This is a genomic window from Lutibacter oceani, from assembly GCF_003384935.1.
GTDB lineage: Bacteria > Bacteroidota > Bacteroidia > Flavobacteriales > Flavobacteriaceae > Lutibacter > Lutibacter oceani.
Genome location: NZ_QTTQ01000009.1, coordinates 643,158 through 655,665 on the forward strand (window position 1 = coordinate 643,158; position 12,508 = coordinate 655,665).

At 29.3% G+C, this 12,508-nt stretch carries 9 protein-coding genes; 4 read left to right on the forward strand and 5 right to left on the reverse strand.

Features of this window, described 5'->3' with window-relative positions; genetic code table 11:
• Window positions 1–44: 44 nt before the first annotated feature.
• Window positions 45–1,064 carry a LacI family DNA-binding transcriptional regulator gene (locus tag BX611_RS02915; RefSeq protein ID WP_115877983.1) on the forward strand — a complete coding sequence of 340 codons (1,020 nt, stop codon included), beginning with the start codon at window positions 45–47 and terminating at the stop codon, window positions 1,062–1,064.
• On the opposite strand, the gene BX611_RS02920 is transcribed toward BX611_RS02915, so the two are convergent.
• Together BX611_RS02920 and BX611_RS02925 are read right to left on the reverse strand one after the other, a co-directional pair.
• Window positions 1,061–3,091 carry a glycosyl hydrolase family 95 catalytic domain-containing protein gene (locus tag BX611_RS02920; RefSeq protein ID WP_115878935.1) on the reverse strand — a complete coding sequence of 677 codons (2,031 nt, stop codon included), beginning with the start codon at window positions 3,089–3,091 and terminating at the stop codon, window positions 1,061–1,063. The two genes, BX611_RS02915 and BX611_RS02920, sit on opposite strands and share 4 nt — an antisense overlap.
• Window positions 3,092–3,267: 176 nt before the next feature.
• Complete coding sequence (locus BX611_RS02925) at window positions 3,268–4,026, reverse strand: NUDIX hydrolase (RefSeq protein WP_115877984.1); 759 nt, start codon at window positions 4,024–4,026, stop codon at window positions 3,268–3,270.
• 95 nt (window positions 4,027–4,121) lie between these two features.
• On the opposite strand from BX611_RS02925, the gene BX611_RS02930 reads away from it, so the two are divergent.
• Window positions 4,122–6,506 carry a glycoside hydrolase family 3 C-terminal domain-containing protein gene (locus BX611_RS02930; RefSeq protein WP_240324944.1) on the forward strand — a complete coding sequence of 795 codons (2,385 nt, stop codon included), beginning with the start codon at window positions 4,122–4,124 and terminating at the stop codon, window positions 6,504–6,506.
• An 82-nt stretch (window positions 6,507–6,588) separates the two neighbouring features.
• Here the strand turns inward: BX611_RS02930 and BX611_RS02935 are convergent, their stop codons facing one another.
• Window positions 6,589–7,029 carry a doxx family protein gene (locus tag BX611_RS02935; RefSeq protein ID WP_115877986.1) on the reverse strand — a complete coding sequence of 147 codons (441 nt, stop codon included), beginning with the start codon at window positions 7,027–7,029 and terminating at the stop codon, window positions 6,589–6,591.
• Window positions 7,030–7,215: 186 nt separating this feature from the next.
• Here BX611_RS02935 and BX611_RS02940 point away from each other — a divergent pair, with 186 nt between their 5' ends.
• Window positions 7,216–8,487, forward strand: a complete 1,272-nt coding sequence (locus BX611_RS02940; protein WP_240324943.1) for a sensor histidine kinase — start codon at window positions 7,216–7,218, stop codon at window positions 8,485–8,487.
• Window positions 8,488–8,494: 7 nt separating this feature from the next.
• Window positions 8,495–9,181 carry a response regulator transcription factor gene (locus BX611_RS02945; protein WP_240324942.1) on the forward strand — a complete coding sequence of 229 codons (687 nt, stop codon included), beginning with the start codon at window positions 8,495–8,497 and terminating at the stop codon, window positions 9,179–9,181.
• A gap of 7 nt (window positions 9,182–9,188) precedes the next feature.
• On the opposite strand, the gene BX611_RS02950 is transcribed toward BX611_RS02945, so the two are convergent.
• Together BX611_RS02950 and BX611_RS02955 are read right to left on the reverse strand one after the other, a co-directional pair.
• Window positions 9,189–10,925, reverse strand: a complete 1,737-nt coding sequence (locus tag BX611_RS02950; protein WP_317047870.1) for a glycoside hydrolase family 13 protein — start codon at window positions 10,923–10,925, stop codon at window positions 9,189–9,191.
• Window positions 10,926–11,160: 235 nt separating this feature from the next.
• Window positions 11,161–12,498, reverse strand: a complete 1,338-nt coding sequence (locus BX611_RS02955) for a vanadium-dependent haloperoxidase (protein WP_115877989.1) — start codon at window positions 12,496–12,498, stop codon at window positions 11,161–11,163.
• Window positions 12,499–12,508: the final 10 nt, after the last annotated feature.

Here is a 12,508-nt window from a genome sequence, read left to right on the forward strand (position 1 = left end):
TTAGATAAAAACTTATAACTTTAGAAGATTAATTAACCCTTTTAATGAAGCCAATTACTCTTAAAGATATTGCACACGAATTAAACATTTCTGTCACTACTGTTTCAAAAGCACTTAAAGGATACAGTGATGTAAGTCGTGTAACCAAAAAAGCCGTAAAAAAAATGGCTAAAAAGCTGAATTACACTCCCAATTCAGTTGCGGTAAATTTAAGAACTCAAGAAACTAAAACAATTGGTGTAATTATCCCTGCAATTGTTCATCACTTTTTTTCAAATGTTATTGATGGTATTATTAAAGAAGCAAAAAAACAAGGGTATTTAGTAATTACACTTCAATCTAACGAAAAATTAGAATTTGAAAAAAAACAACTAAAGCTATTGCAACAACATAGAGTAGATGGAATTTTAATTTCTTTATCAAACGAAACTTACCAATTTGACCACATAAATGCTATTCTACAAAAGAATATTCCATTAGTAATGTTTGATAAAATTGGAAAACTTGTTAATTGTTCTAAAATATTAATTGATGATAAACAAGCAGCTTATGAGGCTGTAAGTTATTTAATTGATAAAGGTTATAAAAAAATAGCACATTTTAGAGGAGCTCTTAAACCTCAAAATTCTATCGACCGCTTTTTAGGGTATAAAAAAGCATTACAAGATAATGGGATTGAATATGATCAATCTTTAGTTTATATATGTGATAATAATGATGATTTTAATAACGGTTATAAATATGCTAAAAAAATGTTTGAACAACACAAAAATGTTGATGCCGTTTTCACAGTTACAGATGTTGTAGCTTATGGAATTCTTAAATATTGTAATGAAAACAATATTAAAATACCAGATGACATTGCAATTTTTGGTTTTAGTAACTGGTTTATGTCTTCTATAGTAACCCCAAAAATATCATCTGTAATTCAACCTAGTTTTGAAATGGGGAAAAAAGCCACCAAGTTGTTAATTAAAGAAATAAAAAACAAAAAAAGTAAAACCCCTGTAACCTTTAAAAAAGTAGTTTTACCAACATCTTTAGCAATACGAGAATCTACCTAATTAATAATATACGTTTTCTTTTCTTTTCCAATTCCTTTTAAAGTTAAGGATTTCCATTGTTTTGGAAGAATTGCATTTTTTTGAATAATTCCATCTTCAGTAATATGCAAACCACCAAAACCAAATAAAACCGTTTGTAACATTCCACCTGCACCTGTTACAAAATAAGGATTATTACTTGTTGCAGCCTCAGAAAGAGCTCCAAAAGGTTGGCGTTTATTAGCTTCATAACTTTCCTTAAATAAACGAAATGCATTATCAACATCTCCCATACGAGCATAAATTACAGCAAAAACAGATTTTCCCATAGCTGGACCCTCTACTGCAATTTTAGGTTCATAATATTTTAAATCTTTTAAGAGCGTTTCTTTATCCGCTACAATACTTAAAGGATATGCTAATAAATTTACGTCGGCTTGTTTTATAATTTCACCATTATAAGTACTATGCTCTTTTGTAGTGCCATCAGAAAATTTATGAATTTTAATATTATCTGCTACATTTTTCCAAGTTGTATTTTCTTCAATTCCCAATTCTTTAGCAGCTAAATTTGCAAATTGTAAAGCCGTTATTGCAGAACCATTTGTAAATGCGTTATCATCAATATTTTGAGCAAACTCATTTGCTCCAACTACATTTTTAATAGAATAGGATTCATCTTCATTTTTAGTAACTCTGCTCACCCAATAATCTGCTACTTCTTTTAACATTGGATAACCTCTTTCAACCAACCATTGTTTGTTTTTAGTAACTCGGTAATAATTCCAAAATGCAATGGCAACATCGGCAGTTATATGATGTTCAAATGTTCCCGTTAATGCCCATGCCGGAGTTGCTTCTTCACCAGTATCGTCACTTTCCCAAGGAAACATAGCTCCTTTAAAACCAAAGTTTATTGCTTTCTTTTTAGCAACTGCCAACCTATCTGATCTATAATTCACCAAAGATCTTGCAATATCTTGATTTAGAGCTAATAATGGCGGATACATCCACAATTCTGTATCCCAAAAAATATGGCCGTTATACCCTTGTGAAGATAATCCCATTGGAGAAATACTTAAATCTGAATCTCCTCTTGCAAAGGAATACAAATGATACAGCCCTAAACGTATGTCTTGTTGCGATTGTAAATCGCCCTCAATAATAATATCTCCTTCCCAAAGTGTTTTCCATAAAGCTTTGTGTTGCTTTAATAAATCTTCTTTTGGAGTTAATAAATTAAAAATTACAAAACGCTCCGATTCTGATTGTGGATCAAAAAAATCTTGTGTAGAACATGCTGCTGCAGTCCAAGCAAAATCTAAAGAAGTTCCTTTTTTAATTTCTTTTTCAAAAGAAAGTCTGTTATCGTATTCCGATACTTTTGTATGTGTTAATTCAGGTCGTTGATTTATTCTGGAAGAATTTATAGCGTGCCAAATAAATGTTGCTGAAGTACCAACCGTATGCCTTCCTTGTCTACTTTTTGCAACCGTTTGCAGCATGGGCATAGTTGTTTCTAAATCTTGTAAAACCCTAAAAGTACTCATCGGATTTTGATATTCTTCTGGAGTAATAATTTTACCTGTAACCTTGGTTTTTATAGTTTTTTTAGCATTTATTTTAACATCAATATATCCAGTATAAGGTACATTTCGTAACGCGTAAAGGGTATATGAAATGGTTGCTTTATCCTTAAAATTGAATGAAGTAGTAAATGCTGCTTCTTTCATATTTAATGTTTGCTTCCAGTTAGTAATAGTTGCTTCTGTTATTTTTTCACCATCAATTTCAACTTCTAAATTGCCAAAATTCATACCTAATAAAATTTTGCTAACACCTAATGGAGATTCTTTATCAAACACATTATTTAAAATAATTTGTTCAATTTCAAAAGGTTTTTCTGAAGGCAACATTCCTATTCTACCATTTGCAACAACAATTCCTGTATAGTTCTTGTTATTTGTTGTTGAAATATTCCATCCATCATTTTGACCTATAATTGAACTTGAAATTAAAAAAAGTACTATGAATAAATTATTTTTCATTTTTTGATGATTTTTAGGTTCTTTATTAAAAGAATTCAATTTTTGTTTGATTAATAACTTCTAAAATACAGCATTTAAAAAACTAATTAAACTAATAAATTTAATTTTGCTTTTTACAATACCGAAATCGATTTTGATTATAAATTGTGTTTAAGAAAATGATTTTTGAAATAAAATTACCAAATAGAATTAAAACCGTTTTTAATTGCTTGGTTGTAATTTTCCATATCAAACTCATATAATATAGGTGCTTTGTGCTTCACACCCATTCTGCGCTTATTGGTATCTTTTAAAATATTGTAATTCAACATTTTACGACTAAAATTTCTGCGATCCAGTTTTTTCTCCAAAACAGTCTCATACAAGGCTTGCAGCTCTGGCATAGTAAATTGTTTTGGTAATAAATTTAAACCAATAGGTTCTGTATTTAATTCCTTCTTTAAGGTTTGATGTGCTTTTAAAATAATTTCTTTATGATCAATAATCATTTTTGGAAGGTTATGTATGGAATGCCATTCACACGCTTCAGAAATAAAATCAACAGTAGTTTCTTTCACTTTAGAATATTCAACCAACGCATAATAACCTACAGTAATAAATCGCTGTTTAAAAAATGCTATTCTTTTTGTTGAAATAATTCCGTTTTTTATAAGCTCAGGGGTATGGGTATTTAAATTTCTTTCAAGATTACCAAATAAGTAAAACTGCTTTAAAAAAACATTTTCAAGCCCAATTCTATTTTTTAAAACTGCATGGGCTTCTGCATTTACATCTTTATCAACATTCACAAAACCACCAGGAAGTGCCCATTTTTCTATACTTTTTAGTTTTAAAAGTAAAATTTTAAGTTCGTTATTATCAAATCCAAAAAGCACACAATCTACTGATAAGCCTGGTTGTAAATTAGTATCATTAAAATCTTCTAAATCTCTCATTTGAAGCAAATTTAAGTTAAATACATTTTTTTAAGCACTAATTAAAGAAATTTATTTTATATTTGTGTCATATTAACACAATGAAAATAACCATAATGAAAACTTACCAAAAAATTATAGTAGTATTACTTGTTGTTTTTAGCCTAAACATACAAGCGCAAACAACATTTATTGATTTAAATAAAAATGGCGAAAAAGAAATTTATGAAGACCACAATGCTTCTTTAAACGATAGAGTTAACGATTTACTTCCAAGAATTTCTTTAGAAGATAAAGTAAACTTAGTAGTAGGAACTGGAATGAATGTTCCAGGAATATCTACAGCTGAAGCAGAAGAAAAAGTAAAAGGAGCAGCAGGAAACACCTACTCTTTAAAAGACTTAGGGATTCCAGCAATTGTATTAGCTGACGGTCCAGCTGGTTTAAGAATAGAACCCATTAGAGATTCTTTAAGTTCTAAAAAGTTTTATTGCACAGCATTTCCAATTGCCACTTTATTAGCTTCAACTTGGGACACTCAATTGGTTGAAAGTATTGGAGTTGCTATGGGACAAGAAGTAAAAGAATACGGAGCAGATGTTTTATTAGCTCCTGCTATGAATATTCATAGAAACCCTTTAGCTGGTCGTAATTTTGAATACTTTTCTGAAGACCCATATTTAAGCGGGTTTATGAGTGCATCAATTGTGAAAGGAATTGAATCTAATGGTGTTGGTACATCAGTAAAACATTTTGTTGCCAATAATCAAGAAACCAATAGAATGCAAGTAAATACAATTGTAAGTGAACGCGCTTTAAGAGAAATTTATTTAAGAGGTTTTGAAATGGTTGTAAAAAATACACAACCTTGGACAATCATGAGTTCATACAATAAGGTTAATGGAATATATGCTTCTGAAAATAAAGAATTACTTACTACTATCCTTAGAGATGAATGGGGTTTTAAAGGTTTAGTAATGACCGATTGGTTTGCAGGTTCTGATGCAGTTGCCCAAATGAAAGCTGGAAATGATTTATTAATGCCAGGTGTCCCAGCACAAAAAACTGCAATTTTAAATGCAGTAAAAAATGGAACTTTAGATGAAAGCATATTAGATGAAAATGTAAAAAGAATTTTAAATATTGTTTTACAATCACAAGCAATAAAAGCATATAAATATTCAGATTTACCAAATTTAGAAGCGCACGCAAAAATTGCAAGACAAGCAGCCAGTGAAGGTGCTATTTTATTAAAAAATGAGAATACCTTACCCTTAAATAAAGAAGTTAAAAAAATAGCAGCTTTTGGAAATGGTTCCTACAATTTTATTGCAGGTGGTACAGGAAGTGGTGATGTTAATGAAGCGTACACTGTTTCTTTAGTTGAAGGATTAGCAAACGCTAACTACATAGTAGACCAAGATTTAAAAAATATTTACGAAAAATATATTTCAATTGAAGAAGCAAAATTACCTAAAAAGAAATTTTTCTTTGAATTATTACCTCCAATAAATGAAATGACGCTTAGTAAAGCTGAAGTTATTGAAAAAGCAACAGAAACAGACATTGCATTTATAACTATTGGAAGAAATTCTGGTGAATTTCAAGATAGAAAATTAGAAGGTGATTTCTATTTAACTGCTGCTGAAAAAGAAATGATAAAAGTAGTTTCAGAAGTGTATCATTCACAAAATAAAAAAGTAGTAATGCTTTTAAATATTGGAAATGTAATTGAAACTGCAAGTTGGAGAAATCAAGTTGATGCCGTGGTATTAGCTTGGCAAGGCGGACAAGAAGCTGGAAATGCTTTGGTTGATGTTATTTTAGGAAATGTAAATCCTTCTGGTAAATTACCTACAACATTTCCAATAGATTATACAGATATTGAAAGCGGAAAAAATTTCCCAGGTAAAGAACTTCCAAATACAGAAGAAGTAAAAATGGGAGCGATGTCTATGGGAAAACCGTCAGAAGTTATTTATGAAGAAGGCATTTATGTTGGCTACAGATATTTTAATACGTTTAATGTAAAAACTGCATATCCATTTGGTTTTGGACTTTCATATACCAATTTTTCATATGAAAATATTTCAATAAATACAGGTGCTGAAAATAATGCCGCAAATGTATCAATTACCATAACAAATACAGGAAAAGTAAGTGGTAAAGAAGTAGTACAATTGTATGTTGATGCTCCAAAAAGCATTTTAGACAAACCAACAATGGAACTAAAAGCTTTTGCTAAAACCAAACTACTAGCTCCTGGAGAAAGTGAAACATTACAATTTGTTTTAACTAATAAAGATTTAGCATCTTTTAACACAAAAAGAAATAGTTGGATTGTAGATGCAGGAACCTATACCGTTAAAATTGGAAGCTCAAGCGAAACAATTAACGCTTCTTCAACATTTATGTTAAGCAATGAAATTATGGTAGAAAAAGTGCATAAATCATTGACTCCACAAGTAGAAATTAAAGAATTAACTTCAAAAAAATTATAAATAAAATAGTAATTAAGTTTTTAATAAACTGCATCTTTTGTTAGGTGCAGTTTATTATTTTAAACCCTTTTTAAAATGAATATTATTCAGTTTTTTCGAGAACTAAATCTGTATTAATATTATTATATGCTAATTTTAAGTTAAGTAGCACGCTGATTATAATAACATTTTTAACTATATACTGCCCAACAATAGAAAATGATGTTAAGGAAGTATTAAAGGTTAGTTCTGGAAAAAATATAAACGGTAAAAATGTACAAATCATATGAAAAAGTGCTAATTGGATGACTACCTTTTTCTTAATTTGAAAAATGAAAGCAACGCCTATAATTGTTTCCATAATTGCTAATGAAATTAGTGCAAATTTACCGCTTAATAACCCAAACGTAAGATTATTTATTGTTCGCTCAGCCAAATCTTCAGCTGGACTTAAACTTGGAAAAAACTTTAAAACACCAAAGGCAAAATAAACAATACCTATAGTAATTGAAAGTGATTTAAAAGTTGTACTTTTTTGATTCATTAATTAACTTTTGAACAAAACTAAATATATTTAACATATATAAAATTCAATGTAAAGTAAAAAAGATTAATGAAAAGTTAATGTTATTAATAAAAAGAAAATAAAGGGCTTTTGCGCAAGTTCTTTAGTAGTTTTATACCTTTAAAAACTGTATTTTAAATTCAATTATTAATAAATAACATCATTTTGAAAAAAAAGAGTATTTATATTGTCATTTTTATGGTTTCTGTAATAGGGCTAATAGTTATTCAATACAACTACCTAAAAATTGGTTTAAATCTGGCTCAAGTTAAATTCAACCAAAATATTGGAAAAACAATAAAAACTGTAAAAAGTGAACTAACAAACAACAATAAACTTACATTTTTATTAGGAACAGCACTTACAAATGATGACACCTATTTTAATACTGAATTAGATAGCGTAAAAAATGCAGCAGGATATTTTTTAAGCAGCTTTTTAGAGGATCGACTTTTAGAAAATGGCATTAAAACCGACTTTTCATATAAACTGTTTGTTAAAGATTCTGATTTAAAAATACAGTCTATCAACTACATTGAAAATGAGGACAAATTAAAAAAATACACTATTGATCTTCTAGGGTATTTACCAAATTTAGCTGATAAAAATGTAGTTTTAGAATTGAAATTTAACAATATTAACGAGTATTTTTTATTTCAATTAAATGGGTTAAATATACCAAGTGTTATCTTTTTAATAGCCATTATTTTTGTAGTTATTTGGGTTTTAAAATCGCTTTATTGGCAACAAAGTATTATTACAATGACCAACGATTTTATAAATAACCTTACACACGAACTTAAAACTCCAGTTTTTTCAATTGGTTTGGCAACAAAAATGCTTCAAGAAAAAGAAACTGAGGAAACAAAAACCTATTTAGAAATTATTAAAAGTCAAAATGATAGATTAAAACAACATATAGATAAAGTATTACAATTGGCTAGTTTAGACAAAAAAACTAATGCATTACAATTTACTGAAACCAATTTTAAGCCTCATCTAAAAAAATTATGTGAGGAATTTAGTAACATTTCAAAAATGGAAAATGTATCATTTACTTACAAACTTACCGATATAGATTATACGTTAAATTGTGAACCAATACATTTAATAAATGCCATTAATAATTTATTAGATAATTCAAAAAAATATAAAGCCGAATCACCAAAAATTGAACTTAAAAGCATTGTAAAAAACAACAAATTACACATTTCAATTAAAGATAATGGAATTGGTATTCAAAAAAAAGATCAAAAAAACATATTTAAAAAGCATTTTAGAGTTTCATCGGGCGATTTATATACCGTAAAAGGATATGGATTGGGTTTAAATTATGTAAAAAAAATTGTAACCTTGCATAAAGGAACCATTGATTTAGAAAGTGAATTACACAAGGGAACATTAATTACCATAAAATTACCCATTGTTAAAACTTAATTAAGGTATGAAAATGTATAAATTACTTTTAGTAGAAGACGATGCTTCACTAGGATATTTGCTTAATGAATATCTTAAAATGAAGAATTTTACTGTAATTTGGGTAAAAAATGGGAACGATGCTTTAAAAGTTTTGGAAGAACAACAATTCGATTTATGTATTTTAGATGTTATGATGCCAGATATGGATGGCTTTAAATTGGCTGAAAACATCAATCAAAAAAATATTTCTATTCCGTTTTTATTTTTAACTGCCAGATCTTTAAAAATTGATGTTTTAAAAGGTTTTTCTTTAGGAGCTGTAGACTATATTAGAAAACCAATTGATGAAGAAGAACTTGTAGTTAGATTAAATAATTTACTTCATATTTTAGCTAAAAAAAACACCTCCCAAAAAGAACTTTATAAAATTGGCTTCTACACCTATAATCCTCTTGACTTTGAGTTAAGTTTTGAAAGTGAAAAATGGCAGCTAACCTCACGAGAAAGTGAACTTTTGGTATATTTACTAAAAAACAAAAACCATATTTGTAAACATAAAGATATTTTAAATACTATTTGGGGTAAAAATGATTATTTTAATAGAAAAAGCTTAAATGTATTTGTAACAAGGCTAAGAAAACTATTAAAAAACGACCCTTCAATTAAAATTGAAAATATTCACAACCAAGGTTTTAAATTAATGAGTGAATAAAAATCAGCTATTTTAAAGAAAAAATAATTGATTGATATGGTTGTAATAAAACAGTTTGATCTTTAGTATTATAATTTGGATAATTATTAATTGCTACATTTTTAATTAAAAATGTAGCAGGTATTTCTAAGCTTGCTTCTTTATCAGAAAAATTTAAAATCACCAACATTTTTTGATTATCCAAAATTCTAGTATACGCATAAACCTGCTCATTCTCGGGTTCAATTAAAGTATAATCACCATAAATTAAAACCGGATTTTCCTTTCGCAGATTTACCATTTTTTTGAAATAGCTAAGCACTGAATCTGGATTTTGCTCTTCCGCTTCAACATTAATTTCTTTATAATTTTCGTTTACTGGCAACCAAGGCTTCCCAATTGTAAAATTTGCATTTTCGGTAGTATCCCATTGCATTGGTGTTCTTCCATTATCACGTGAACTAAACTTTAAGTTTTTCATAAAAACTGTCATATCTTCCCCTTCTTTTAATGCCTTTTTATAACCGTTAATTGCCGCAATATCTTGGTATTCCTCAATAGTTTCAAATCCAATATTTGTCATTCCTAATTCATCTCCATAATAGCAATATGGTGTACCGCGCATACTTAAAATAAAGGTATTTAACATTTTAGCTGAAGTAGCACGAAACTCATTACTATCATTTGCAAACCTGCTTACTAACCTTGCTTGGTCATGATTTGAAAGAAATATAGATAACCACCCTTTTTTAGCAAAAGCGCTATCCCATTTAGAAAAAACATCTTTAAAATGCTTTAAACTGTATCCTTCAGGTTTTGCAATATCTACGCCATCAAAAGCATAAGCCATGTTTAATTCTTTTCTATCTTCATCAACTAAGTTGTGTGCATCTTCAAAATTTCTACCTGCGCCTTCAGCAACGCTCATAACATCATATTTGCTAAAAACCTCCTCATTCATTTCTTTTAAATAACCATGTAAATTACCTTGCATTGCATAATATTTTATAAAGTTTTTTTGAAGGTCTTCCTTAGGAAACGCAGGAAATGTAGTGTCTTTAGCAGCAAATTGAAAAGCATCTAATCGAAAGCCATCTACACCTTTTTCCGCCCAAAATTTCATAATATCATATACTTCTTGTCTAACTTTTGGGTTTTCCCAGTTTAAATCCGGTTGTTTTTGAGAGAAATAATGCAGGTAATAAGCATCTGTTTGCGCATCGTATTTCCAAGCATCACCATTTTCATCAAACAAGCTGTATCTATAATTTGGTTTCCCTTTTTCCGCTGGCCACCAATGGTAATAATCTCGGTATGGGTTTTCTCTTGAACTTCTTGATTGTTTAAACCATTCGTGTTCATCACTACTATGATTAACTACAACATCCATTATTAATTTTATACCTCTTTCATGCATTCCTTTCAACATTAAATCAAAATCTTCCATAGTACCAAAATCAGTCATTATATTTCTATAATCACTTACATCATACCCATTATCATCGTTTGGAGAACTATAAATAGGGTTTAGCCAAACTGCATTTACACCAAGGCTTTTTATATAATCTAACTTTTCAACAATTCCTTTTAAATCACCAACTCCATCCCCATCAGTATCTTTAAAACTTCTTGGATAAATTTGATATACAATAGCTTCTTTCCACCACTTTTTATTAATTGAAGTATCTTCCGCCATTATTTCAGTTTTTGTTTCATTGCAGCCAATTATCAGCAACATAATTAGAGTAAAATATAGATTTTTCATGGTGTCCAAATACAGTTTAAATTATTGAATACTCTAAGTTATAATATTTTAATTTTTATATGAAATTGAAATTAACAAATGTGTTGTATAATTAGCCGAAATCGTTATCGATTTAACTTAAAAACAAACCCTTTATTTAAATAATATAGATTGTTAAATGAACTCCTGTAAACAAAAAAACTCCCATTTTTAGAATATAAAATGGGAGTTTTTTAGTTAGTTTTAAACTTAATTATTACTTAGTGTCTTTTAACTTTTCAACAACAAAATGTCCAACTTTTTTACCTTGATCTAAACCATTATCTATAGCAGCTCTATAATGAATACCACCATATAACCTACTTATTGCTGCTTCAGCTGAAGCAGCATAAAACGATTTAAAACTTCTAACTGGCAAACCAAAAGGCACCTCAACATCATCATCAAAATTAAAATTATCACCAAAAAGCTCGGTTAACATCACCGATGCGGATCCAGAAGCAACTGAGTGCCCGCTAGTATATTCAGGAAAAGGTGGTGTTTGTAAAATTGGCAACCAATCTGGATCAATATTCTGATTTATTAATGTTTCTGGCCTAATAAGATTGGATCTAAATTTTTCATCCCAACAGCTAATAAAAGCATCAGCAATTGCGATAGAGGTTTTTGTGTAAGCATTTACAGTTTGTGCTACATTTGAATTCGCTTTTTTTGAAGCAATTTGGGTAATACCAATCCAGTGTGCACCTGGAGATATTTTTTTGGTAGCAAACATAAAATGACCCCTGGTTACAGATACAAAAGGATTACAATCCCAAAACTGTGCTATTTCAATTTCTTCAGTTTTATCACCTCTTTTAGTTATATCCTGGCTCACATTATATACTTCCATAAGTTCTTCATAAAATTTAGAACCTTTTTCCAGCGAAAATTCAGGATGTCTTTCTGGTTTAAATTGTGCTGCGGAATCTAATAAAAATGGTCTAATTTTATTCCAATGCGGCTCAATGCCATCCATATAACTTGGCGGTGTTGGTTGCCAACGTGATGGATCATCCGTATCAACTGTAAACTTAGGCATAGTTCTGGTTTGGTTGTAATTGTCCTTATCCATCCACCCCTTTATATGTTTTACAACATTTAGCGCATAAGTTTTAGATTTGTTATATTCTACTTCATTTACAGTTTCCCATTGCGCATATAAACTATCTTGTAATACAGCCATGCGATCTTCAGAAAAAATTAATTTTTTACTTATTTCCATATGTGCAATAAGTGCTGCCAATTCTAAATTTACTTCTTTTAAATCTGCTGGTGTAGGAATAGGTGTAAACTCATTTAGTTTTCCATTTAACGATTGAAATTCGGAACTATTTTGAGCTAAAATTTCATAGGCTGCAATATTTGGATATGCGTAAACTCTACTTGCTACAGGAGGTGAAAAAATATCATGAATCATAATATTTGTAACCTTATTAACAGATTCGTGAAAAAGTTCAGGAGTTACTGTTATGTGCTCAGCTGGTTTACCACAACTAATTAATACAGCAAAAGCAACGAATATTAGCTGAATTTTTGTGTTTAAATATTTCATTATTAATTTA

What these genes read in the sequence shown, in the direction of transcription:
- BX611_RS02915 (WP_115877983.1), top strand. Translation starts at nt 45, where the DNA reads ATGAAGCCAATTACTCTTAAAGATATTGCACACGAATTAAACATTTCT.
- BX611_RS02920 (WP_115878935.1), bottom strand. Translation starts at nt 3,091, where the DNA reads ATGAAAAATAATTTATTCATAGTACTTTTTTTAATTTCAAGTTCAATT.
- BX611_RS02925 (WP_115877984.1), bottom strand. Translation starts at nt 4,026, where the DNA reads ATGAGAGATTTAGAAGATTTTAATGATACTAATTTACAACCAGGCTTA.
- BX611_RS02930 (WP_240324944.1), top strand. Translation starts at nt 4,122, where the DNA reads ATGAAAACTTACCAAAAAATTATAGTAGTATTACTTGTTGTTTTTAGC.
- BX611_RS02935 (WP_115877986.1), bottom strand. Translation starts at nt 7,029, where the DNA reads ATGAATCAAAAAAGTACAACTTTTAAATCACTTTCAATTACTATAGGT.
- BX611_RS02945 (WP_240324942.1), top strand. Translation starts at nt 8,495, where the DNA reads ATGAAAATGTATAAATTACTTTTAGTAGAAGACGATGCTTCACTAGGA.
- BX611_RS02950 (WP_317047870.1), bottom strand. Translation starts at nt 10,925, where the DNA reads ATGAAAAATCTATATTTTACTCTAATTATGTTGCTGATAATTGGCTGC.
- BX611_RS02955 (WP_115877989.1), bottom strand. Translation starts at nt 12,498, where the DNA reads ATGAAATATTTAAACACAAAAATTCAGCTAATATTCGTTGCTTTTGCT.